Source organism: Mesorhizobium sp. M1D.F.Ca.ET.043.01.1.1 (assembly GCF_003952385.1).
Classification (GTDB): Bacteria; Pseudomonadota; Alphaproteobacteria; order Rhizobiales; family Rhizobiaceae; genus Mesorhizobium.
Genome location: NZ_CP034444.1, coordinates 602,771 through 624,595 on the forward strand (window position 1 = coordinate 602,771; position 21,825 = coordinate 624,595).

Here is a 21,825-nt window from a genome sequence, read left to right on the forward strand (position 1 = left end):
TCGTCTTCCCTTCAGGCAGACTGCAACAGCACGTCTTGCGGCGCCATCCCCACCAGCTCGGCATAGCGGCCGGGATCGGTCGCCCCTTCGGAGTTGATGATCAGCACGCGGGAATTGGCATCGAGACCGAGCGCCGCGCGCATGCCCTTGTCACTCGCGGCACGGACGAGACCGGCAAGCCCTGCCCCGCCGCTTTCTCCGGAGACGATCGCCGGATCGTTACCCAAGGGTCGCGCCAGCTGATTCATCACCGCGACCGCGTCTTCCTCCTCCACCGTCATGAAGGCATCGCCGACGCGCGCCAGCACGCGCCAGGCGATCAGGGACGGCTCAGCGCATTCCAGCATTGCCATCACCGTCGACTGCCGATGTTCGATCGTCACCGGACGTCCGGCCGCCGCCGAGGCGTAGACGCAAGCCGAGCGCCTCGGCTCGACCACCACGGTCTTCGGCCGCCGCTCGCCGAGCAGAATCGCCATATGGCCAGCAATCGCCGCCGCAAAGCCGCCAACGCCGGCCTGCAGGAAGACGTGCGTGGGCGGTTCGGCCATGCGCCGCAGCGCCTCGCGCACGCTCACCGTATACCCCTGCATGACAAGCCCGGGGATGCGCTCGTAGCCCAGCCAGGACGTGTTGGAGACGATCTTCCAGCCGCGCTCGGCACCAACCCGGGCGACTTCGCGCACCGCATGATCATAGCCGCCCTCTACCTGCACGATCTCGGCGCCGAAGCGGGCGATGGCCGCCACGCGCCCGGCGCTGACCCCGGCATGGACATAGATGACCGAGCGTGCGCCGACGAGGCCGGCCCCCTGCGCCACCGAGCGGCCATGGTTGCCATCGGTGGCGCAGCAGAATGTCATCTGGGCGGCGATGGCGCGCAGCTCGGAACTGTTGATTTCGCCGACATCGACTGCGCGACCAAAGCGCTTGCCGGCCTCCTCCAGCACCAGCCGGATGACGGCATAGGCGCCGCCCAGCGCCTTGATGCTGCCAAGGCCAAGACGCTGGCCCTCATCCTTGACATGCAGTGCTGCGATGCCGAGGTCATCGGCCAGTGCCGGCAAGGCGCACAAAGGTGTTTCGGTATGGTTGCCGCGCGCCTTGAGATAATGCTCGGCCCGGTCGGCGCCTGCCATGCCGAGGGACTCGGCGTCGGCCGCCACCAGCGGCTGGTTGTGTTCGCGGCGCTGGTTGAGCAGCAGCATGCTATTCTTTCTTCGAGGCACTGAACTCTGTTGGCGGTGCGAATCCGCCGCTTGAGTGATTGAAGTTTGTATCGATCTGATGTCGCCGAATGCGGCGCTGGAGGACCTGAATGCCTTCCAACATGACTATTTCTGGTGGTAATTGGCCGTGGGTCGTCTGCATTCCTCCCCACTATCAGTCACGCCGAACAGCAATCAGTTCGCTGGCGGCAGGCAACATTACTCAAGCCAGTTGCCTCGTCAGCCAACCTCCTGCAGCGTCATCCCGACCAGCTCGGCATAGCGGCCGCGGTCTGTCGCGCCTTCGGAATTGACTATGAGCACGCGCGATTGGGCATTGAGGTGAAGCGCCGCCCGTCTTCGCTCATCCCTACCGCCCCAGCCACCTCGCATACACTTCCCCGACGATGCCACGCCGGAAGATCAGCACGCAGACCATGAAGATCAAGCCGGTGGCGATGGTCACCGGAAAGCCGGAGGTCGCAAGCGTGTTTTCGAGCCCGACGACTAGGCCTGCGCCGACCACCGGGCCGACCATGGTGCCGATGCCGCCGAGCAGCGTCATCAGGATCACTTCGCCAGACATCTGCCAGGTGACATCGGTGAGCGTCGCGAACTGGAAGACGATCGCTTTCAGCGCGCCGGCAAGGCCGGCAAGTGCGGCCGACATGACGAAGGCGGCGAGCTTGTAGCGGCCGACCGAATAGCCGAGCGAAGTCGCGCGGTTCTCGTTCTCCCGGATTGAGCGCAGGATCATGCCGAAGGGCGAGTTGACGATGCGCCAGATGGCGAAGACGCCGATCAGGAAGACGGCGAGGACAAAGAAGTACATGTTCATCGGCACGTTCAAATCGATGATTCCAAGAAGCGTGCCACGCGCAACGCCCTGGATGCCGTCCTCGCCTTCGGTGAAGGGCGCCTGGACGCAGAAGAAGTAGAACATCTGCGCCATCGCCAGCGTGATCATCGAGAAATAAATGCCCTGCCGACGAATGGCGAGGAAGCCCACGACAAGTCCCATTGCCGCAGCGCCCACGGTGCCGAGCAGGATGCCGGCCTCGGGCGGCCAGCCCCAGGCCTTCACCGCATAGGCGCAGAAATAGGCGGCGCCACCGAAGAAGGCGGCATGGCCGAAGGAGAGCAGACCGGTGTAGCCGAGGAGCAGGTTGAAGGCGCAGGCGAAGAGCGCGAAGCACAGCATCTTCATCACGAAGATCGGATAGATGAGGAAGGGCGCCGCGACGAGCGCCGCTATACCCAGCGCGACAAGTCCCCGTTCCAGCCTCACCGAGGCGGCGAGGCGCTCTTCATGAAGGGTTGCCTCGCTCATCTCAGGCGTCCCTTCCGAACAGGCCGGCGGGCCTGAGCAGCAGCACGATCGCCATGATGACGAAGACGACGAGGTTCGAGGCCTCGGGGTAAAAAACCTTGGTCAAGCCTTCGGCGAGGCCGAGCATGTAGCCGGTGACGATGGCGCCGAGGATCGAGCCCATGCCGCCGACCACGACCACCGCAAAGACGACGATAATGAGGTCCGAGCCCATCAGCGGGCTGACCTGATAGACGGGCGCGGCGAGGATGCCGGCCAGTCCTGCAAGTGCTGCGCCAAGTCCATAAGTCAGCGTGAGCAGCAACGGCACGTTGACGCCGAAGGCCTGCACCAGTTCCGGGTTCTCGGTGGCGGCGCGCAGAGAGGAGCCGAGCCTGGTCTTCTCGATCAAGAGCCAGGTGCCGATGCAGACGATGAGCGAGGCCACCACCACCCAGCCGCGATAGTTGGGCAGGAACATGAAGCCGAGATTGGTGCCGCCGGCAAGCAGCGCCGGCACGGCATAGGGATTGCCGGAGACGCCGTAGTAGAAGCGGAACACGCCTTCGATAACGAGCGCGAGACCGAAGGTGAAGAGCAGGCCGTAGAGCGGGTCGAGACGGTAGAGCCGCGACAGCGCCAGACGCTCTACCACGATGCCGAACAGGCCGACGGCCAAAGGCACGATGACAAGCGCCGGCCAGTAGCCGATGCCGAGATGGGTCAGCAGCAGATAGCCGATGAAGGCGCCGAGCATATAGAGCGCGCCATGGGCGAAGTTGATGATGCGCAAGAGCCCGAAGATGACGGCCAGGCCGAGGCTGAGCATGGCGTAGAAGGAGCCGTTGATCAGCCCGACCAGGAGCTGGCCGAGAAGCGCCTGGATGGGAATGCCGAAGATCATGGTCATTTGGCCATCATACCCCCAGCACCTCGTGCAGTTTTTCGGTGTGCGCGGAAAGTTGCCCGACCGGAAAACCTTCCACCACCTTGCCGTGGTCCATCAGGTAGAAACGGTCGGCGATACGGGCGGCGAAGCGGAAATTCTGCTCGACCAGAAGGATGGTCATGCCGCGCTTCTTCAGCGTCGCCAGCAATTCGCCGATGCGCTGCACGATGACCGGCGCCAGCCCTTCGGTCGGCTCGTCGAGCAGCAGCATCTCGACGCCGGTTCTGAGTATCCGTGCGATCGCCAGCATCTGCTGCTCGCCGCCGGAAAGTTTCGTGCCCTGGCTGTTGCGGCGCTCTTTGAGGTTCGGGAAGAGCTCGAAGATCTCTTCCACGCTTATGCCGCCCTTGGCCACCACCGGCGGCAGGATGAGGTTCTCATCAACCGTCAACGTAGCGAAGATGCCGCGCTCCTCCGGCACGAAGCCGATGCCTTGGTGGGCGACGCGATGCAGCGGCAGGCGGATCAGGTCCTTGCCGTTGAAGGTGACGCTGCCCGTGCGCTTGCGGATCAGGCCCATGATGGCGCGCAGCGTCGTCGTCTTGCCGACGCCATTGCGGCCGAGCAGCGTGACGGTCTCGCCGCGCAAGACCTCGAGATTGACACCATGAAGCGCGTGGCCCTCGCCGTACCAGGCATGGAGGTCTCGCACGGTAAGCAGCGGCTCACTCATGCTCGGTCCCCATGTAGGCGACGCGCACGCGCTCGTCCTGGCTGACGGTGGCGTAGTCGCCGGCGGCGAGCACCTGGCCGCGCTGCATGACGGTGATCCAGTCGCACAGATCGGCAACGACAGTGAGGTTGTGCTCGACCATCAGCACGGCGCGGTCCTTCGCCAGCGAGCGGATGATGCCGGAGATCATCCCGACATCCTCATGCCCCATGCCGGCCATCGGCTCGTCGAGCAGAAGCACTTTGGGGTCGAGCGCCAGCGTGGTGGCGATCTCCAGCACGCGCTTCCGGCCATAGGAGAGATCGCCGGCGAGACGATGCGCTACATCGTCGAGGCCGACGATGGCGAGCAGCTCGCGCGCCCTCGGCGTCAGCTCGTCGAGGGCCGAGAGCGAGCGCCAGAACTGGTAGCCCAGCCCGCCAGGGCGCTGCAGCGCGACGCGCACATTGTCGAGGACGCTGAGGTGCGGAAAGATGGCCGAGATCTGAAAGGAGCGGACTAGGCCCATGCGCGCCACTCTCGCCGGCGGCATGCGGGTGATGTCGGTGCCGAGCAGTTCGATCGTGCCGCTGGTCGGCTGCAGGAATTTCGTCAGCAGGTTGAAGATGGTGGTCTTGCCGGCGCCGTTCGGGCCGATGAGGGCATGGATTTTCGCATGGTGGACGTCGAGGTCGACATCCTTCACCGCGACGAAGCCGGCGAAATCGCGCCTGAGGCCGCGGGCGGAAAGCACCACCCGCGGCGTCTGTCCGGTGCCGTCCCGTCGGACGGCGGTCGCGGTCTCGAGCGTCACTTGCTGACGAGCGGACAGCCGCTGTCCTCAGCCTTCAGGAAAGCCTTGTCGCCCGGAATCGTCGCCAGGTAATTGTAATAATCCCAATCCTTCTTCGACTCTTCCGGCTTCTTGACCTGGTAGAGATACATGTCGTGCACCATCGAGCCGTCGGCCTGCACCTTGCCGTTCACGGTGAAGACGTCGTTGACCGGCATCTCATGCAGTTGCTTGGCCACCGCCTCGGTCTCGTCGGTGCCGGCCTTGTCGATGGCCTTCAGATATTGCGTCACCGCCGAGTAGGTGCCGGCCTGGATCATGTTCGGCATCCGGTTGGTGCGCTTGAAGAATTTTTGCGCGAAATCGCGGCTCACGTCGTCGCGGTCCCAGTAATAGCCTTCGGTCAGCACCACGCCCTGCGCCGCCTGCAGCCCGAGGCCATGCACCTCGGCAAGCGTGAACAGAAGAGCTGCCAGCCGCTGGCCGCCGGCGACGATGCCGAATTCGGCCGCCTGCTTGATTGAGTTGGAGGTGTCGAGGCCGGCATTGGCAAGGCCGATGATCTTGGCGCCGGAGGACTGCGCCTGCAGCAGGAAGGAGGAATAGTCGGTGGAGCCCAGCGGATAGCGCACCTCGCCCAGTACCTTGCCGCCGCTCGATTCGACCAGCTTGGCGGTCTGGTCCTTCAGGGAATAGCCGAAGGCGTAGTCGACGGTGATGAAATACCAGCTGTCGCCGCCCTGCTGCACCAAGGCGCCGCCGGTGCCGACCGCCTGGGAGTGCGTGTCATAGGCCCAGTGGAAGCCATAGGGCGAGCACTGCTTGCCGGTGAGGTCGGTGGAGGCGGCGCCGGTGACAATGTCGATCTTCTTCTTTTCCTTGGAAAGCCCCTGGACGGCGAGCGCTACGGAAGATGTCGTGAGCTCCATGATCGCGTCGACCTGCTCAGTATCGTACCACTGGCGCGCGATGTTGGAGGCGATGTCCGGCTTGTTCTGGTGGTCGGCGCTGACGATCTCGATCGGCGCGCCCTGCACCTTGCCGCCGAAATCCTCGACCGCCATCTTGGCGGCCTCGACCGACCATTTGCCGCCGAAATCGGCATAGACGCCCGACTGGTCGTTGAGGATGCCGATCTTGACCTTGCCGTCGGAAATTTCGCCAGCCGCCGCCGGCATTGCGGATGCCGCAATGAGCGCGGCCGAGACGAGATAGGATGCTTTCACTGGTGGTTCCTCCCTTGTGGCCAACCACGTCAAACGCGGCGAGCCTCGCAATGGTTCAACAGTTCCGTCCGATGTCGTGGAAATTCGGGCTCGCGCCCCGATCGCTGTCCCTCCTCTTCCGCCGCATTCCTGGGTGCCGGCGGCGAACCTAGCATCACCTTTTGCGGGCCGAGAATGCTATTTTCGTAGCATGGAGGATAAGGCACGCCGGCGCCGCCCCACCTCACCACGGCAGCCGTTTGCCGTCGCGGAAGAAGCCGCCGGTCGGGCCGTCGTCCGGCAAGGTGGCGGCCCAGACTATGCCGGCGGCCCCTTGCGCGACGGGGCGTCCGCCGGGGCCGCCCATGTCGGTCGCGACCCAACCGGGACAGATCGAATTGACCAGCACGCCGGTGCTTCGGAGTTCCGCCGCGAGGATGCGCGTCAGCGCGTTGAGCGTCGCCTTGCTGGTCGAATAGGCCGGCGCGCCGGCGCCCATCGAGGCGAGTGAGCCGCCTTCGGAAGAGACGTTGACCAGCCGGCCGTGGCCGGAGGCGCCGAGCAGCGGCGCGAAGGCAACCGCCACGCGCCAGGCGCCGAAGACATTGGTCTCGAAGGCCCCGCGGATCACCGTCCAGTCGGGTCCAAGTGCCCGCGCGGACGGGTCATAGTGGATGGCGGCGTTGTTGACCAAAACGTCGAGCCGGCCGAAGCGGCGCTCGACTTCGGCCGCCGCGTGCGCAGCGGCGTCCGGCGCGGCAACGTCAAGCGCGATGGCCTTCACCCTGCCGCCAAGCGTCCTTGCCGCAGCCTCGCCCTTGGCGAGGTCGCGCACGCCGATGAGCGCCGTGAAGCCGAGCTCGGCGAGCTGGCGGGCCGTCTCCAGGCCGATGCCGCGATTGCCGCCGGTGATCAGCGCCACCTTGCCGTTATGCGTTGTCTTGGCATTCATCGTCTCTCTCGCAGGAGCATTGGTCTTCGGGGCTTGGTGTCTGGCCGCCCGGCGGCCTTGTCGGCACATTCGCACGGTCAGAATTGAATGATTAGATGGAAAGACTTTCAGTCATTGCGCGATCCCTTGCATGAATGGATTATCGCAGTCTGGCGCGCTGCCTGCCATCGCCCCACGGCATCGTCTGGCTCCCACGAAGCGGGGCGTCGCAGCGGCGCCAAGCTCTTCCAGCAGGCGCGTGCTGCGGCGCTCGGCGCGGTCTGCCTCGCCGACTTCGGGCTTCTGCTGGCCGGCGCCAGCTCATAGCTCCGGCCGGCCTATTTCTTCTTCTGCGGATGGATCGTCTCGCCGCGCTTGAGCATCTCGACGAAACTCTCGATCTTCTTCCTGCGCCCCGCCTCGGTCTTCATGTTGTGGATGCGGAAGGCGAGCGCGAAGCGGTTCTGCGCGGAAAGCTTTTCCAGCATCTCCTTTGCTTTCGGCTCGGCGTCGATGGCCGCCTGCAGGTCCGGCGGGATGGTCATCTCCCTTGAGCCGCCATAGGCGCGGTCCCAGCGGCCGTCGGCCTTGGCCGCCTCGACTTGGCGTAGGTCATGCTTTGTCATGCGGCCCTGCTCCATCAGGCGGGCAACATTGTCGATGTTGATCCTGCTCCAGATGCTCTTTTCGCCGCGCGGCGTGTAGCGCTGCAGGAAGCTCTTCTCGTCGAGCGACTTGCGCACCGCGTCGATCCACCCGAAGCAGAGAACGACGTCGATCGCCTCCTTCGGCGTGATCGAGGCAAGGCCCGAACCCACCTTGTGGATCTTGATCCAGACCTCGTCCTCGCTGGCATGGTTCTCGCCCAGCCAGGCGTAGAAGCTTGCCGCATCGGGGAATTCATGAACCTTGTCCGGATCGACTTTTATGGGTGCCATTGCCGCCTCGTTTGCTTATCCGGCCGTTGCAGTATGGACGATTCCGCGCCACGGTAGCGATAAGTGCTACCAGTTTCCGTCAGCGGCCTTGGGCGACCGTTCCGCACAGCATATATGCAATTGAACGCCAGCCGGAAAAGTCATTTCTTCCACTTTTTCAATCGCTTAACTAACTCTACACTTCTGTTGACTTCTACAGATGTGTGGAGTACGCTATCTTATGAATGCGAACGAATTCCGGCGCTGGCTCGCCAAGCAGGGATGCACCTTCGAAACCCACCGTGGTGGGAGCGGCCACCTGACGGTCCGTCTTAAAGACAAGGTTTCCCAGCTGCCGATGCATGGCGGCGGCAAGGAGCTTGGAACGCGTTTGGTCGAGAAGATCAAGAAGGATCTGGGCCTGAAATAGAGGAGGCTGTGTATGTGGTATGAACTCGCCCTCACGCCCGACGACAACGATACCTGGCTGGTTACGGCGCCTCAATTCGATGAGGTCGTGTCCTATGGCGACACCAAGGAAGAAGCTTGCCGGAATGGGCGCAACGCAATCGAGGAGGCGATCTCAGCGCGCATTGCTCATGGCGACGACATTCCCTACCCGCTCAAGGAAACCACGGGCAAGGGATGGTTTGTCGAGATTCCGGCGCTCGTCTTCCTCAAATCGGCCCTATACATGGCTCTGAGAGAAAAGGGCTGGAGCCGCGCGGATCTGATGCGCGAACTGAAATGCCAGCGGGAACACGTCGATCGCCTGTTCCGCCTCGACCACAACTCGCGCCTCGACTCGCTCGAGGAGGCGTTCAAGGCGCTTGGCTACCCGCTTCGCTTCGACATGGAGTTCCACAGGGCCGCCTGACTTTCGTCGGCCGCCGCCTTCCCGCCATCGGACTCCTCGATAGCCCTATCGGTTTCTTCCGTTTTCGTTTCGCCCACTCGCCTGCAACAACAGCGTCCATGCAAGGAAAGGCATGGATATGGACAATCGAAAAATCCTGATCGTCGGCGGCAGCTCGGGCATGGGGCTGGCGCTTGCCAGGCGCTGCCTCGATGAAGGCGCGGCTGTAACTGTCGCCGGGCGCGGCGAAGCGAAGCTGGGCGCCGCACGGGACGAGCTCGGCCGCCCGGCCGCGCTCGAGACGGCGGTGGTCGACGTCAGCCGCGAGGCCGAGGTCGCCGCGCTGTTCGAGCGTATCGGCCGGCTCGACCATATCGTCAGCACCGCGGCCGACATCGAGGGCGCCTACCGGCTGTTGCCGGAGGTCGAGCTTTCAGCCGCGCAAAGGGTGGTGGAGAGCAAGTTCTACGGGCCGCTGCTCTTAGCCAAGCATGGCGCGCCGAAGCTTTCGGCAACCGGCTCGCTCACCTTCGTCTCCGACATCGCCGCCTACCGGCCGGCGGCGCGCGGCTCGGTGGTCGCCGCCGTCAACGCCGCGCTCGAAGGGCTGGTGCGGGCCCTGGCCATCGAGCTGGCGCCGATCCGCGTGAACGCGGTGTCGCCCGGCTGGGTCGACACGCCGATCTGGCAGTTCGTTGCCGGCGATGCGAAGAACGAGACGCTCGCCGCCATGGCCAAGCGCCTGCCGGCGGGGCGCGTCGGGCGGCCTGAGGACATTGCCGACGCGATCCGCTTCCTGATCGGCAACGGCTTTACGACGGGAACGACGCTGCATGTCGAGGGCGGGCATCGGCTGGCCTGACCGGCGCGAAGCCCGTGTCCGCCGAAGCGAGCAGCGCCTTCAGCGCCGGCGGCTGGACCCGCCCTCGGCGCCAGATCATCACCAGTTGCGCCGAGCGGACAGGACCCGGCCATGCAAGCTCGGCCACCTCGCCGCGATCGATCGCCGTGGTCACCGCAAGCCGCGGGACGATGCCGAAACCCGCGCCGGCCGCCACCAGGCCCACGATGGCGTCGATGCTGCCGACCTCGGCCGCGAGCTTCGGCCCGTTGAGGCCAGCCTCGGCGAAGACCCTGTCGACCATGGCGCGGTAGACGCAGCCGGTTTCGGTGGCGACGAAGCGCTTTTCGGCAAGCTCGGCCAGATCGACGTCCGCCCGGTTCTCGCCCGGCGGCGCGATCAGCACCAGCGGCTCGGCCGCGACGATACGCCTGGCGAAGCGGTCATCCGGCGCGCTGGCGCCGGACCTGTCGAAGCAAAAGGCGACGTCGATCTCGCGATCGCCAAGCCTTCGCAGCAATTCACCGCTGCCGGCGATCTTCAGTTTTATGGAGATATCGGGATGAACGGCCTGGAAGTCGGCGAGCCAGCCCGCGAGTCTTACGGAAGCAATCGACTCCAGCGCGCCGATCGATAATGTTGCGGCCGTCTCGCCCTTGCTGGCATCGACGGCGGCTCGCGCATCGTCGGCGAGCGCCAAAAGCCCCTCGGCATAGGGTTTCAGCGCGTCGCCGGCCGGCGTCAGCTCAAGCCCTTGCCGCGAGCGCGTGAACAGGTCGGCGCCAAGCTCGGCCTCCAGCGCCTGGATCTGGTCGCTGACGCTCGACTGCGCGAGATTGACCTCGGCGGCTGCGCGCGTGATATTGCGCGTGCGCGCGACCGCAAGAAAGGTCTTCAGCAGCCTTGGATGCATGCGGCTCTACTGCAGCTGCGGCTTCTTCAGGAAGGAATTGCGGTCGGCGGATTTTACGCGCAGCCAGGTCTCGCGGCCGTCGCGCACCACGCGCAGCGGAATCTCGGCGCCGGCAGGGTTCTCCCACAACTTGCGATAGAAGTCGGCGAGACCGTCGACCTCGCCGTCGCGCACGTCGGAGATGATGTCGCCCTGGCGCAGGCCAGCCTTGGCCGCCGGGCCGCCCTCGGCGACGCTCATCACCACCACCATGCCGTTCGACTCGGCCGAGAAGGCGCCGAGCCACGGGCGAGGCGGCTTGGCCACCTGGCCGCGCTTCACAAGGTCGTCGAGGATCGGCGTCAGAAGGTCGATCGGCACGATCATGTTGATGTCGGCGATCTCGCCGGCGCGGCTCATCTGCAGGCGCAGCGAGCCTACGCCGAGCAGCTTGCCGTCGCGGTCGAACAGCGCGGCGCCGCCCCAGGACGGATGCGCCGGCGCGGTGAAGATCGCCTCGTCGATGAGATATTCCCAATACCCAGCGAATTCCTGCTTGGTGACGATATGCGCATCGACCTGCTGGCCCACGCCGTCGGCAAGCGTCACGGCGTCGCCGATATTGGCCTTCCTGGCGTCGCCGAACTTTACCGCCGGCAGGTTGAGCGGCGACAGCGCCTGCACCAGACCGAAGCCGGTCTCCTGGTCGTAGGCCAGCGCGTGCGCGGCGACCACTCGGCCGTTCTGGTCGGTCAGCCAAACCTCCTCGGCCTCGGTAATCAGATAGCCGATGGTGAGCACCAGCCCATTGTCACGGATCACCACGCCGCTGCCCTCGCGGCGCGTGCCCAGCGCATTGGCGGTGAAGGCGTCGTCCGGAACCGTGGCGCGCACGGCCACCACGGAGCGCGATACTTTTTCGATGGTCATCGGTCGATCCTGAATTGCGGGTCTTTTTCTATAAGTATGGCCAATGGGACGCGGTGCAAGGGTTCCACCCCTCTCGCGGGAGAAGGGGGGTCCGTGCTGGCCCAGTCACTAGTTCAACGAAAATTGAACTTTTTTCTTTGACGGACGCGTGGTCGCACCTAAGTCTATGCCCAACCAACCCGCATCCGCCCGCAGGAACCCCCAAGATGAACCAGTACACCCCGCCTAAAGTCTGGACCTGGAACAAGCCGAACGGCGGCGCTTTCGCCTCGATCAACCGGCCGGTCGCCGGACCGACACACGAGAAGGAGCTTCCTGTCGGCAAGCATCCGCTGCAGCTCTATTCGCTGGCCACGCCCAACGGCCAGAAGGTCACGATCATGCTGGAGGAGCTTCTGGCGCGCGGCCATAAGGGCGCCGAATACGACGCCTGGCTGATCCGCATCAATGACGGCGACCAGTTCGGCTCAGGCTTCGTCGAGGTCAACCCGAACTCCAAGATCCCGGCGCTGATGGACCGCAGCGAGCCGAAGCCGGTGCGCGTGTTCGAATCCGGCTCGATCCTCACCTATCTGGCGGAAAAGTTCGGCGAATTCCTGCCGACGGAGCGTGCCGCTCGCGCGGAAACCTTCTCCTGGCTGTTCTGGCAGATGGGCTCGGCGCCGTATCTCGGCGGCGGCTTCGGCCATTTCTACGCCTATGCGCCGGAAAAGATCGAATACGCCATCGACCGCTTCGCCATGGAGACCAAGCGGCAGATGGACGTGCTGGATCGGCGACTCGCCGAGAGCGAATACCTTGCCGGGCCCGACTACACCATCGCCGACATGGCGGTCTGGCCCTGGTATGGCGGGCTCGCCAAGGGCCGCAGCTACAATGATGCCGCGCAGTTCCTCTCCGTGCACGAGTACAAGCACGTGCAGCGCTGGGCCGACGCGATCGACGCCAGGCCGGCGGTGAAGCGCGGCCGCATGGTCAACCGCCTCTCCGGCGACCCGGCCTACCAGCTGCACGAACGCCACGACGCCAGCGACTTCGAGACGAAGACGCAGGACAAGCTGCAAGCGGCGGAGTGAAAGGCAATCTCCCCCGCAAGGGCCACAAGGTGTGAGATCAGGCGCTCAGCCGCTTTCGCCAACCTCCCACGTCTCGCCTATTCCGAGGCTCCCGCGAACGAAAGCGCGCCCGCCACGCCGAATATCTCGGCGCTCGTTGTGGCGGGAGGTTCGCCGCCCAGTGCCTGATAGAGCTTGGCAAAGCAGGCGAAACCGACGATGAGCATCCCCAGCGCCAGCAGCCTGTCGGTCTTTCTTTTCATCAGCGCCCCCAGCGCCTTCCCAACCGGGCAGCGGGAAGTGAATCAGCCATCCTAGCCGAGCTTTTTGCCGGGGCTAAGGGCAAGACATCACACGAGGAAAGTTAAATGCGCCTTCGACCGGCGTGCCTTCTCCATCCGGCCGCGGTGGACATTTTCGACTTTACTCGACTGGCGAACCAATATCCGACGCCCGAAACGGCCGCGCCATGTCTTTCGCGCCATAAGTCCTGACCGCGTGAGCAAAAAGCCACACTCCCCAAGAATAAAAAGCTCTACCACCTGCCTTGGTTGACAGGAAACGCGCATGTGACATTATCCAGCGGGGATTTTTAGGAGAGCATTGGCATGAAGAAGATTTATGAGAGGCCTGTCCTCGTCCGCAAAGGCAAGCTTTCGACGATCACCGCGGTTGCGTCTACCCCGATCCCGGGCTGATCCCACACAACCTTATCGGCTTGATCCCGCTGTCCAAGGCACCAGTCTTCCTCACCGATTTGTAGCGCTGTGTTATTCCGGTGTCGGTGGATAGCCTGACCTATTTGAGGGGGAATCCAACTATGAAGAAGACCTACGAGAAGCCCAGTTTTGTCCGCAAAGGCAAGCTTTCCAGGATCACGGCGGGACCGTCGGCTCCAGTCACAAACGGTGCAACCTGATCCGAAGAGGGATTCAGGGAAACTCAGCCATGAAGAAAACCTATGAGAGGCCGACCCTGCTCAAGAAGGATAGGCTTTCGGCGATCACCGCTAACGGCGCCGCTTCGCTCGTTACGATCTGAGCACCAAAGCGCTGCACCGACATTCAGGCGGCGCACCATAGCGCTTGCCTGACATGTGTCGTTTGCCCCGAAGCTGCCGCGCTTGGCCGGCATGCGTCAGAGCGACAGCACCAGATCATCAAGCACCATCTGCCAGTGATGCTTCGTCGACAGGCGTACACGCGTCACCGCTTTCAGCATCGGCGCGTAGTGAACCGGCGCCAGCGCCGACAGCGCGACCTCGTCGCGCGCGACCAGCTCGTCCCCCAGCCAGCTTTCGACCAGGGCGGTCTCGCCCTGTGAGCGCAGCCACGCGGCAGTCAGCATCACCGAATGGAAGCCGAAGGGCGCCGCGCGGCCGAGCTCGGCCGGATGGCCGCTGCTGGTATAGGCGATGTAGGCGCCCGAGACGTTGCCGTTGACGTAGCCCTGGCTGTTCTTGGTGTGGTCGCGCGACATGGCGTTGAGATTGTACCAGTCCAGCCCGGCATGGCCCGACGGAATCTTGCACAGGCCGCGCGTGGTTACATCGTCGAAGGCGATGGCGCTGAGCGGCGCATCGGGCTCGAGCGCCCCGGGCGCAAGCAAGCCGAGCTCGACCGGATAGGCCGAGAGCGCGAGGCGCCGGTCGAGCCCGCCGCCGGCGATCACGACTTGATCGGCCTCGACGGCGAGAGGGAAATGGAAGGCCTCGCCCGGGCCGAGCGGCCGGCTGTCGAGCAGCCGGCCCTTGCCCATCACCGATAGCGTCGCTGCGGCCGGCGTCCTGCCGCTCACCATGCGCGCGGGCGTTAGCCCGACCGGCCTAGGCAGGCCCTCCCCGGCCAGGCCCACGAGCGAGCCGCGCGCATCCATCAAGCGCACCAGCTGGTTCTCGTTAGCGCCGCTAGCGCGCCAGCCCGGCGGCACTGAGACGGAAAAGCGGTAGGTTCCGGGCGTGCGGATCGCAGCGCTGCGCCGCTTCGACGACATCGGGAAATTGGCAAAGCCGGCAGCATTGCTTCGCACCGCGGCAATAAAGCGGCCCTGCTCGTCGAACAGCCGCACCGCGACGCCAGCCATCGGGCGGTCGGTCAGGCCATAGGTTCCGTCGCCGTCGACATCCATGAAGACGAAGGAGGAGAAGTTCAGCTTGCCGGATGTCGGGCCCCACGCGGTGCGCGGCGCATAGTCGCCGGCCGGATTGGCATTGCCGCGAGCCCTGCGGCGCTTGCGCCGCCAGCGCAGGGCGAGCGCGATGAGCGCTACGGCGCCGGCGAGGACAAAGGCGCAGATGAAGAGAACGAGGGCGTTGTCAGCCATGGCGAGGATCGCGGGCTGTTGGGTTGATGGTCAGCAAAGGCGACGATCCTTGGTTGTTCTGATGCAACCTAGCTTGCTGCAAAGCGGCTGGACAGACGCAACCCTCCTGCTCCCACAAGCGGAGAAGGTCAGGTCGCTAGCTCTACCCACACCGGCGCGTGGTCGCTGGCATTGTCCTGGCCTCGCACATCGCGATCGATGCCGGCCGCCTTCAGCTTTCGCGCCAGCTTCTTCGGCAGCAGGATGTGGTCGAGCCTGAGGCCAGCGTCGCGCGGCCAGCGGTTTCGGCGGTAGTCCCAGAAGGTGTAGAGCTTCTCTTCCTTCGGGAACGTTTTGCGCAGCGCATCCGTCCAGCCCTGCTCGATCAGCGAGGCGAAAGCGGCGCGGCTTTCAGGCTGCACCAGCGCGTTGTCGTCATAGGAGCGGGTTTGGTAGATGTCGCGCGGCTCGGGCACGATGTTGTAGTCGCCGGCAAGCACCACCGGCAGGCCGGTGTCGAGGAGTTGCCCGGCATGCGTGGCGAAGCGCTCGTGCCAGGCGAGCTTGTAGTCGAATTTCGGCCCCGGTTGCGGGTTGCCGTTGGGCGCGTAGAGGCAGGCGATGACGACGCCGTCGACCGCCGCCTCGATGTAGCGCGCCTGGCGGTCGGCATCGTCGCCGGGCAGCGCGTCGCGCGTCAGCACCGGCTCGGCGCCGCGAGCCAGTATGGCAACGCCGTTCCAGGTCGGCTCGCCCTTCCACACCGCGCCGTAACCGGCATTCGCCAGCCTGGTCAGCGGAAACTGCGTGTCGCGCGCCTTGAGCTCCTGCAGGCAGACGACATCAGGCTTGGCGCGGGCGAGCCAGGCCAGCAGGTTTTCGAGGCGACTGTTGATGTTGTTGATGTTGAAGGTGGCGATTTTCATTTTTGGATGCCGAAAGCGCCCCTCGCTTCGTCATCCTCGGGCTTGACCCGAGGATCCATGCCGCGCCCCTTGCCGCGGAACGCGACGGGGCAGAATTCTGAACCGCTGCAACGCCTCAGCATCGCGGCATGGATCCCAGGGTCTGCGCGCGTCGCTTCGCTCCTTGCTCCGCCCCTAGGATGACGAAGCCGCCAGCCTGGCTTTTATCGTCTCCGCCACCGTCTTCAGGTGATCCGCCGTCGAGAAACCCGAGAGAGCCTTGCGCGGCTTGAGGTCGTGGTCGCCGTCCTCCAGCCAGATCACCTCGATTGCCGCTGAAAGCCCGTAGGTAGCGACTTCCTCCCTGGTGCCGAACTCGTCGCGCGTGCCCTGGAAGATCAGCGTCGGCGTCTTAAGGTCGATGAGATGCTTTGTGCGCAACTGCTCGGGCTTGCCCGGGGGGTGGAACGGATAGCCCAGACAAACCAGCCCGGCGATCTCGCCCTTTTCGAACATCTCGTCGGCGACCATGGAAGCGACGCGGCCGCCCATCGACTTGCCGCCGATGATGAGCTTGCCGGTCACGCGCTTGGCGCGAAGATCGGCGATCGCCTTGACATATTCCGGGTTCACCGTCTCGGCGCGCGGCGGCGGCTTGCGATGGCCGTAACGGCGCGCTGCCATGTAGTGGAACTCGAAGCGCGCGACGCGGAAGCCGGCCGCGGCGAGCGCCTTGGCGGTGGCGGTCATCGAGGGCGAGTCCATCGCGGCGCCGGCGCCGTGGGCGAGAAGGATGGTGACGGGAGCGGTGTCGAAGCCGTCGAAGAGGAAGTGGGTCATGGGGTCTCCAGCGTCCCCTTCTCCCCTTGTGGGAGAAGGTGGCCGAGCGAAGCTCGGACGGATGAGGGGTGCTCCAGCTTGGCGGATATGCCCATCGATTTCCTGGAAAGCGACAACGTCACCAGCGCCTCATTCCCTCCAACACCCCTCATCCGTCTCGGCGCTGCGCGCCGATCCACCTTCTCCCACAAGGGGAGAAGGCAAGGCGCTACCCCGCTGTCCGCGCCATATGCAGATCCACGAACTGTACGCCCTTCCGCGCCAGCCTCGCCCATTCGGAGTCGGTATCCAATTCCAGATAGCGCGCCCAAAGCCGGCGGGCTTCGGGAAAATTCCCCGCGTCGAACTCCAACCGCGCCAAATTGAACACCGGGTCGGCATAGGCCTTGTCGAGCGCGATCGCCTTCTGCAAATGCCGGCGCGCCGACGCCACCTTGCCCTCGTCGCTCATCAGGCCGGCAAGGTTGAACCAGGCTTCGACGAAGCCGGGATCGAGCTTGATCGCGCGGGCATAGTCGTGCGCGGCTTCCGCCACGCGGCCGGCGCCGCGCAGGCAGTTGGCGCGGTTGAAGGCGGCAATGGCATCCTTTGGGTCGATCGCGAGGCAGCGCTGGTATAGCGCGGCCGCATCGTCGTGGCGCCCCTCCTCTTCCGCGGCTTCGGCCTCGGCGAAGAGTTCCTCCAGCGTGTCGTCTTCCGAAGACCCGAGGTCGAACAGTAACTGGCCGTCGAGCTCACTCGTCCCCTCGTCGAGATAGATCGCGTCCGGGCGGCCATGCTGCGAGCCGAGGTTGAGCGACTTGGCGGTGAGCGAGGCGACCGGGCCGGAGCGATGGACGGAGCGGGCGATCGCGCCCCAGGTGGCGCCGCTGGCAATCAACCCGGCGTATTTGCGGGCGAGGATAAGATCGCGGAAGGAATAGGGCTCGCCGTCATGCTCGAAGGCGTCGAACAGCGACAGCATGTCGAGGTCGTCGCCGGCAAGGCGCGACTGGTCGACGAGCGACTGCCTCGACAGCGACGAGGCCTCCGGCGCCTTCATCAGGCCGAGCAGGCGCAAAAAGCCGTTCTCGCTGATCAGCGCACGCCCGGCGTCGCGCTCGGCTTTCACGCGGCGCTCGATCTCGGCGTCGCCGGTTTTCGTCAGTCCCGCCTTGGCGAGAAGCGCACGGCCGAACACGACATGCGTGGTGCGCCGCGTGACGCCGCGCCTCAGCTCGGCATGGCGGCGCTCGACCTCGCGCGCGGCGAGGCGCAATGGAAAGGCGGCCAGCGCGCCGACGACGCCGAGGACGGCGCCGGGAACGATCACCGGCCCTCCGGTCACTTCTTGCTCTTGCCGACGGCCTTCAACAGGTTCGCCTTCAGCGGGTTCTCAGGCGCGCCGCCGCCGGCGGCCGCCTTCTTGGCGGGTTTCGCCGGCGCTTCCTCGGCCTTGGTCTTCGACTTGGCAGGAGGCTTCGCCTGCTGCGACAGGCTCGCCTTCAGCGCATCCATCAGGTTGATGACGTTGCCGCGCTCGGGTGCGGCCGCGATGATCGGCTTGTGGCCCTTCAGCTTCTCGCGGATCATGGCCATCAGCGCCACTTCATAGCGATCCTCATAGTTCTTCGGGTCGAAATGGGTTTCCTTCTGCTTGATCAGCGCCTGGGCGAGGTCGAGCATCTCCGGGTCCGGCTTGCCGGCCGGGATGTTGCCGAAATATTCAGTCGTGCCGCGCACTTCGTTGGGGTTCCTCAAGGTGCAGACGAACATGCCGTTCTCGCGCGCGCCGATCGTCACCACGCGCTCGCGGCTGGAAAGCACCAGCCGCGCGATGGCGAGCTTGCCGGATTTGCGCATCGCTTCGCGCAGCACCGCAAAGGTCTCCTCCGCCATGGCGCCGTCGGGCGCGAGGTAATAGGGCGAATCCTGGTAGATCACGTCGACTTCGCCCTCGTCGACGAAGGCCTCGATGTTCATCGTGTGGTTGGATTCGATCCTGACCGCATCGAGATCGGCATCGTCGATGATGATGTACTGCTTGTCCTCGTATTCGTAGCCGCGCACCAGGTCCGAGCGCTCGACCAGGCCGAGCTCGGGATCGACCGGCTTCATGTTGATGCGGTTATGCGTCTTCTTGTGCAGCTGATTGAACGAGATGCGCTCGCTCGCGCTGGTGGCCGGATAGAGCCGGACCGGACAGCTGACGAGGCTGAGCTTGAGGTAACCTTTCCAACTTGCCCTGGGCGCCATGATGAACTCCTACGCGGCCATGCACTGACTTTATCTTGGAGCATGGTCTTGTCCAAAAACCGGTTCCCACTTTTTGGGACCATGCTCGTTGCAGCGCTTTCGTCCGAAGGACGAGCGACGCCGTGGAAATCCTACACCGACCCCCGATTGTACTACCGAATTCCTGACGAAATGTTTTCTGGGGCGGGTTGGCGCGGAGAATAGTTCAAATTGTAGCAAGCGTCGATGGAGATGGAACTGAGACGCTGGCGAGTTGCCGAAAGCCTTTAATGCTTCGTCATCCTAGGGCGGAGCAAGGAGCGAAGCGACGCGCGCAGACCCTAGGATGACGAAGCGCGCGCGGCCGCGCCTAGTGACAACCGCTGGTGCGAGGAACTAGGGCTGCACCACCGGCAGATCCCTCGCCGCCTCATCGATCTCCGCCCACGGATCGCCCGAGGTCTCCAGCAATCCTGGCAGCGAGGCGTAGTTCAGATCCTCCGGCGCGTCGATCGTCTCGAGGTCAGTCCAGCTCACCGGGGTCGAGGCCGGCAGGTTAGTGCGGGCCCGCAGCGAATAGGGAGCGGCGGAGGTGTGGCCGCGGGCGTTGCGGTGGAAGTCGATGAAGATGCGCTTCTTGCGGTTTTCCTTGCCCATGGTGGTGACAAACGTGTCGGGCGCGGTGGAGGCAAGATAGGTCGAGATGGCGCTCGACGCCTGGTGCAGCTTCTTCCAGTTCTGCTTGCGCGTCACCGGCACGGTGATGTGGATGCCCTTGCCGCCGGAGGTTTTGGCGAAAGGCACCAGCCCCAGGCCTTCCAGGCCGCCCTTGATGTGAACCGCTGCCTCGACCACTTCGCGCCACGAAATCCCCTCGCCCGGGTCGAGGTCGAAGACGATCTGGTCGGGCTTGTCGAGTTTCGTGCGGTGCGTGCCCCAGGTGTGGAACTCGACGACGCCGAACTGCGCCAGCGCCAGATAGCCCTTGGCATCCTCGACCGAGAGATAGGTCTTGGTCTCACCCTCCGAATTGGTCGACTCGAACACCGCCACCGAAGGCGGCATGCCGGTGAAGGCATGCCGCTGGAAGAAGCAGTCCTGCGGCTTGCCGGTCGGGCAGCGCACCAGCGACACCGGGCGGCCGACGATGTGCGGCAGCATGAAATCGCCGACCAGCGCGTAGTAGACGGCGATGTCGAGCTTGGTCGGCCCGGTCTTGCCGAACAGCCGCCGCTCCGGATTGGTGACCCAGATGGTGGCGAGGTCGGACTCCGCGATCAGCCGCTTGCGCTTGACCGGCACCGGCGTCGTTAGCCCGCCGACATCGCGCAAGCCGCGAAACACGCCATGGCGGATCGCATTGTCGGCGGTGCGGTTGGAATAGCGGATGCGGGCCGACAGCAGCGGCTTCACCCAATGCATCTCGCGCATGATCTCGCGCGGCGCGCCCTCGGGCGGCGTGGCGCCGGCGGTCAGCCGCTCCAGCCGGGCAAGCAGGTCCGTCGCCATGTCACGATCGAAGCCGGTGCCGACCTTGCCGCGATAATGGAGTTCGCCGTTCTCGAACTCGGCCATGCCGAGCGCCGCCAGCCCTTCCGCCCGATCGGAGACGGTGTAGCCGGCGATGACGAAATCTTCCGTCTTCTGCGCCTTCACCTTGGTCCAGCTCTTGGTGCGGCCGCTCTGGTAGATGGCGTCGGCGCGCTTGGAGACGACGCCTTCCAGCCCAAGTTCCGAGGCCTGATCGTAGAGCCCCTGCCCGTCGCCCTCGACATGGTCGCTGAACTGGATGGCGGAGTTGGCGGCCTGGCCGGCGAGCAGCTCGGCAAGCAGCGCCTTACGCTTCTGCAAAGGCACCTTGCGCAAGTCCCAGCCATCCAGGTGCAATAGGTCGAAGGCGTAGAAATGCAACTTGGTGCCGGCGCCCTCCGCAAGCGCAGCCTGCAGCAGCGCGAAGCGGGAAATCCCCTTGTCGTCGAGCACCATGATCTCGCCGTCGATGATCGCCTGGCTGACCGGCAGCCGGGCAAAGGCCTGTGGCAGATCGCCGTAGCGCTTCGTCCAGTCGATGCCGCCGCGGGTGATCAGCCGCACCTCGCCGTCGACGACATGCGCCATGGTGCGGTAGCCGTCGAATTTGATCTCGTGCAGCCAGAGCTCGCCGGTGCGCTCCGCGGGATCGTCGCTACCCGGCGGCTTCGGCACCTGGGTGGCGAGCTGCGGCTCGATGCGGCTTGGCGGCTCGCCCTTCACCGCGCCGGGCAGCGCGCCCGGCTTCAGCGAGCCCGGCTTTGGCGGCAGGCGCTGCGGCTTCTTTTCGGCGACCAGCTGCTCGATGCGGCGACCCGACTTCACGCTTTCCGGACGCGCCTCGAGGATGTCGAGACTGGTGTCGGAGGCGAGGTCGCGCTCCTTGAACAAGAGCCAGTTCTTCTTGTTCTCGTCCTCGCCGGGCTTGGGCTTCAGCCTGGTGAGCATCCAGCCGCCATTGAGCTTCTCGCCGGCCAGCCGGAATTTGAAGGCACCGGTGCGCAGGCTTTTCTCGACATCCTCCATCGGCGCCCAGGTGCCGGTGTCCCAGACGATCATCGGCCCGCCGCCATACTCGCCCTCGGGGATGACGCCCTCGAAGTCGATATATTCGATCGGATGATCCTCCGTCTCGACGGCGAGGCGCTTGTCGGCCGGGTCGAGCGAGGGCCCGCGCGGCACCGCCCAGCTTTTCAGCACGCCCCCAACCTCCAGGCGCAGGTCGTAATGGTCGGCTGTGGCGTGGTGCTTGTGGACGACGAAGCGGTTGCCGCCGCCGACCGCTGGCCCGCCGGCGGGCTCCGGCGTGCGGCTGAACTCGCGCTTGGCGCGGTAGGATTTGAGTTTGGCGGGGCCTGGCATGGGTCAGGCGCCAAGGCGCAGAGCGGACAATGGCAAAGGCCGCGTTCCTTCGCGCCCCCCTCTGTCCTGCCGGACATCTCCCCCACTTGGGGGGAGATTGGCAGCTTGGCTGGCAGCACTTCTCCAGCAACGTCG

General features: G+C 65.0%; 23 protein-coding genes. 6 read left to right on the top strand and 17 right to left on the bottom strand.

All coding sequences use genetic code 11. From position 1 onward, the window contains the following. Positions 1–11: 11 nt before the first annotated feature. From EJ067_RS03090 to EJ067_RS03125, 8 genes are all read right to left on the bottom strand, one after another. The gene (locus EJ067_RS03090) at positions 12–1,208 is read right to left on the bottom strand and encodes a diaminopropionate ammonia-lyase (RefSeq protein WP_126084620.1); all 1,197 of its coding nucleotides are present in this window, start codon (positions 1,206–1,208) and stop codon (positions 12–14) included. 370 nt (positions 1,209–1,578) lie between these two features. Beyond that, on the bottom strand, positions 1,579–2,538 hold the full coding sequence (locus EJ067_RS03095; RefSeq protein WP_126084621.1) for a branched-chain amino acid ABC transporter permease: 960 nt from the start codon (positions 2,536–2,538) through the stop codon (positions 1,579–1,581). 1 nt (position 2,539) lies between these two features. Beyond that, positions 2,540–3,427 (bottom strand): branched-chain amino acid ABC transporter permease, encoded by an 888-nt coding sequence (locus tag EJ067_RS03100; protein ID WP_126084622.1) that lies wholly within the window; start codon positions 3,425–3,427, stop codon positions 2,540–2,542. A gap of 7 nt (positions 3,428–3,434) precedes the next feature. Continuing rightward, positions 3,435–4,139, bottom strand: a complete 705-nt coding sequence (locus EJ067_RS03105) for an ABC transporter ATP-binding protein (protein ID WP_126084623.1) — start codon at positions 4,137–4,139, stop codon at positions 3,435–3,437. Further along, entirely contained in the window at positions 4,132–4,932 is an 801-nt protein-coding gene (locus EJ067_RS03110) for an ABC transporter ATP-binding protein (protein ID WP_126084624.1), read from the bottom strand. The genes EJ067_RS03105 and EJ067_RS03110 overlap by 8 nt, the downstream gene beginning before the upstream one ends. Further along, positions 4,929–6,137 (bottom strand): ABC transporter substrate-binding protein, encoded by a 1,209-nt coding sequence (locus EJ067_RS03115; protein WP_126084625.1) that lies wholly within the window; start codon positions 6,135–6,137, stop codon positions 4,929–4,931. The genes EJ067_RS03110 and EJ067_RS03115 overlap by 4 nt, the downstream gene beginning before the upstream one ends. 223 nt (positions 6,138–6,360) lie before the next feature. After that, positions 6,361–7,068 carry an SDR family NAD(P)-dependent oxidoreductase gene (locus tag EJ067_RS03120; protein WP_126084626.1) on the bottom strand — a complete coding sequence of 236 codons (708 nt, stop codon included), beginning with the start codon at positions 7,066–7,068 and terminating at the stop codon, positions 6,361–6,363. Between the two features lie 317 nt (positions 7,069–7,385). Beyond that, complete coding sequence (locus EJ067_RS03125; protein WP_126084627.1) at positions 7,386–7,985, bottom strand: YdeI/OmpD-associated family protein; 600 nt, start codon at positions 7,983–7,985, stop codon at positions 7,386–7,388. Between the two features lie 220 nt (positions 7,986–8,205). Between EJ067_RS03125 and EJ067_RS03130 the strand changes: the two genes are divergently transcribed. The 3 genes from EJ067_RS03130 (at position 8,206) to EJ067_RS03140 (ending at position 9,682) form a co-directional block, all read left to right on the top strand. After that, the gene (locus tag EJ067_RS03130) at positions 8,206–8,394 is read left to right on the top strand and encodes a type II toxin-antitoxin system HicA family toxin (protein ID WP_126084628.1); all 189 of its coding nucleotides are present in this window, start codon (positions 8,206–8,208) and stop codon (positions 8,392–8,394) included. A 12-nt stretch (positions 8,395–8,406) separates the two neighbouring features. Next, positions 8,407–8,841 carry a type II toxin-antitoxin system HicB family antitoxin gene (locus EJ067_RS03135; protein WP_126084629.1) on the top strand — a complete coding sequence of 145 codons (435 nt, stop codon included), beginning with the start codon at positions 8,407–8,409 and terminating at the stop codon, positions 8,839–8,841. A 112-nt stretch (positions 8,842–8,953) separates the two neighbouring features. After that, entirely contained in the window at positions 8,954–9,682 is a 729-nt protein-coding gene (locus tag EJ067_RS03140; RefSeq protein ID WP_126084630.1) for an SDR family oxidoreductase, read from the top strand. Here EJ067_RS03140 and EJ067_RS03145 read toward each other — a convergent pair. Further along, positions 9,633–10,574: a LysR family transcriptional regulator gene (locus EJ067_RS03145; protein WP_126084631.1), complete on the bottom strand. Its 942-nt coding sequence runs from the start codon at positions 10,572–10,574 to the stop codon at positions 9,633–9,635. The genes EJ067_RS03140 and EJ067_RS03145 overlap by 50 nt on opposite strands. Positions 10,575–10,580: 6 nt before the next feature. Continuing rightward, positions 10,581–11,483, bottom strand: coding sequence for a S1C family serine protease (locus tag EJ067_RS03150; protein ID WP_126084632.1), 903 nt, complete (start codon positions 11,481–11,483; stop codon positions 10,581–10,583). A gap of 206 nt (positions 11,484–11,689) precedes the next feature. On the opposite strand from EJ067_RS03150, the gene yghU reads away from it, so the two are divergent. Then, positions 11,690–12,559: a glutathione-dependent disulfide-bond oxidoreductase gene (gene yghU / locus EJ067_RS03155; protein ID WP_126084633.1), complete on the top strand. Its 870-nt coding sequence runs from the start codon at positions 11,690–11,692 to the stop codon at positions 12,557–12,559. A gap of 77 nt (positions 12,560–12,636) precedes the next feature. On the opposite strand, the gene EJ067_RS34380 is transcribed toward yghU, so the two are convergent. Beyond that, positions 12,637–12,801 (bottom strand): hypothetical protein, encoded by a 165-nt coding sequence (locus EJ067_RS34380; RefSeq protein WP_189510346.1) that lies wholly within the window; start codon positions 12,799–12,801, stop codon positions 12,637–12,639. A gap of 345 nt (positions 12,802–13,146) precedes the next feature. Here EJ067_RS34380 and EJ067_RS34385 point away from each other — a divergent pair, with 345 nt between their 5' ends. Beyond that, positions 13,147–13,236, top strand: coding sequence for a putative RiPP precursor (locus tag EJ067_RS34385; RefSeq protein WP_189510348.1), 90 nt, complete (start codon positions 13,147–13,149; stop codon positions 13,234–13,236). Between the two features lie 250 nt (positions 13,237–13,486). Further along, the gene (locus EJ067_RS03165; protein ID WP_126084635.1) at positions 13,487–13,579 is read left to right on the top strand and encodes a putative RiPP precursor; all 93 of its coding nucleotides are present in this window, start codon (positions 13,487–13,489) and stop codon (positions 13,577–13,579) included. Between the two features lie 96 nt (positions 13,580–13,675). Here the strand turns inward: EJ067_RS03165 and EJ067_RS03170 are convergent, their stop codons facing one another. The 6 genes from EJ067_RS03170 to ligD all read right to left on the bottom strand — a co-directional run bounded on the left by EJ067_RS03170 (position 13,676) and on the right by ligD (position 21,690). Then, the gene (locus EJ067_RS03170; protein WP_126084636.1) at positions 13,676–14,860 is read right to left on the bottom strand and encodes a hypothetical protein; all 1,185 of its coding nucleotides are present in this window, start codon (positions 14,858–14,860) and stop codon (positions 13,676–13,678) included. Between the two features lie 128 nt (positions 14,861–14,988). After that, a complete protein-coding gene (locus tag EJ067_RS03175) occupies positions 14,989–15,765 on the bottom strand; it encodes an exodeoxyribonuclease III (RefSeq protein ID WP_126084637.1) in 777 nt (258 codons plus the stop codon). A 174-nt stretch (positions 15,766–15,939) separates the two neighbouring features. Continuing rightward, positions 15,940–16,584 (bottom strand): alpha/beta fold hydrolase, encoded by a 645-nt coding sequence (locus tag EJ067_RS03180; RefSeq protein ID WP_126084638.1) that lies wholly within the window; start codon positions 16,582–16,584, stop codon positions 15,940–15,942. 208 nt (positions 16,585–16,792) lie between these two features. Continuing rightward, complete coding sequence (locus EJ067_RS03185) at positions 16,793–17,911, bottom strand: tetratricopeptide repeat protein (protein ID WP_245468148.1); 1,119 nt, start codon at positions 17,909–17,911, stop codon at positions 16,793–16,795. Then, positions 17,908–18,819, bottom strand: coding sequence for a Ku protein (locus EJ067_RS03190; RefSeq protein ID WP_126084639.1), 912 nt, complete (start codon positions 18,817–18,819; stop codon positions 17,908–17,910). Before EJ067_RS03190 ends, EJ067_RS03185 begins: the two co-directional genes overlap by 4 nt. 375 nt (positions 18,820–19,194) lie before the next feature. Next, positions 19,195–21,690 (bottom strand): DNA ligase D, encoded by a 2,496-nt coding sequence (gene ligD / locus EJ067_RS03195; protein WP_126084640.1) that lies wholly within the window; start codon positions 21,688–21,690, stop codon positions 19,195–19,197. Between the last annotated feature and the right edge of the window lie 135 nt (positions 21,691–21,825).

Excerpts from the sequence above, each read along its gene's own strand:
- EJ067_RS03125 (WP_126084627.1), bottom strand. The coding sequence starts at position 7,985 with ATGGCACCCATAAAAGTCGATCCGGACAAGGTTCATGAATTCCCCGAT.
- EJ067_RS03175 (WP_126084637.1), bottom strand. The coding sequence starts at position 15,765 with ATGAAAATCGCCACCTTCAACATCAACAACATCAACAGTCGCCTCGAA.
- EJ067_RS03150 (WP_126084632.1), bottom strand. The coding sequence starts at position 11,483 with ATGACCATCGAAAAAGTATCGCGCTCCGTGGTGGCCGTGCGCGCCACG.
- EJ067_RS03100 (WP_126084622.1), bottom strand. The coding sequence starts at position 3,427 with ATGACCATGATCTTCGGCATTCCCATCCAGGCGCTTCTCGGCCAGCTC.
- EJ067_RS03165 (WP_126084635.1), top strand. The coding sequence starts at position 13,487 with ATGAAGAAAACCTATGAGAGGCCGACCCTGCTCAAGAAGGATAGGCTT.
- EJ067_RS34385 (WP_189510348.1), top strand. The coding sequence starts at position 13,147 with ATGAAGAAGATTTATGAGAGGCCTGTCCTCGTCCGCAAAGGCAAGCTT.
- EJ067_RS34380 (WP_189510346.1), bottom strand. The coding sequence starts at position 12,801 with ATGAAAAGAAAGACCGACAGGCTGCTGGCGCTGGGGATGCTCATCGTC.
- EJ067_RS03120 (WP_126084626.1), bottom strand. The coding sequence starts at position 7,068 with ATGAATGCCAAGACAACGCATAACGGCAAGGTGGCGCTGATCACCGGC.
- EJ067_RS03130 (WP_126084628.1), top strand. The coding sequence starts at position 8,206 with ATGAATGCGAACGAATTCCGGCGCTGGCTCGCCAAGCAGGGATGCACC.
- EJ067_RS03180 (WP_126084638.1), bottom strand. The coding sequence starts at position 16,584 with ATGACCCACTTCCTCTTCGACGGCTTCGACACCGCTCCCGTCACCATC.
- EJ067_RS03190 (WP_126084639.1), bottom strand. The coding sequence starts at position 18,819 with ATGGCGCCCAGGGCAAGTTGGAAAGGTTACCTCAAGCTCAGCCTCGTC.
- EJ067_RS03135 (WP_126084629.1), top strand. The coding sequence starts at position 8,407 with ATGTGGTATGAACTCGCCCTCACGCCCGACGACAACGATACCTGGCTG.
- yghU (WP_126084633.1), top strand. The coding sequence starts at position 11,690 with ATGAACCAGTACACCCCGCCTAAAGTCTGGACCTGGAACAAGCCGAAC.
- EJ067_RS03140 (WP_126084630.1), top strand. The coding sequence starts at position 8,954 with ATGGATATGGACAATCGAAAAATCCTGATCGTCGGCGGCAGCTCGGGC.
- ligD (WP_126084640.1), bottom strand. The coding sequence starts at position 21,690 with ATGCCAGGCCCCGCCAAACTCAAATCCTACCGCGCCAAGCGCGAGTTC.
- EJ067_RS03090 (WP_126084620.1), bottom strand. The coding sequence starts at position 1,208 with ATGCTGCTGCTCAACCAGCGCCGCGAACACAACCAGCCGCTGGTGGCG.
- EJ067_RS03095 (WP_126084621.1), bottom strand. The coding sequence starts at position 2,538 with ATGAGCGAGGCAACCCTTCATGAAGAGCGCCTCGCCGCCTCGGTGAGG.
- EJ067_RS03145 (WP_126084631.1), bottom strand. The coding sequence starts at position 10,574 with ATGCATCCAAGGCTGCTGAAGACCTTTCTTGCGGTCGCGCGCACGCGC.
- EJ067_RS03105 (WP_126084623.1), bottom strand. The coding sequence starts at position 4,139 with ATGAGTGAGCCGCTGCTTACCGTGCGAGACCTCCATGCCTGGTACGGC.
- EJ067_RS03170 (WP_126084636.1), bottom strand. The coding sequence starts at position 14,860 with ATGGCTGACAACGCCCTCGTTCTCTTCATCTGCGCCTTTGTCCTCGCC.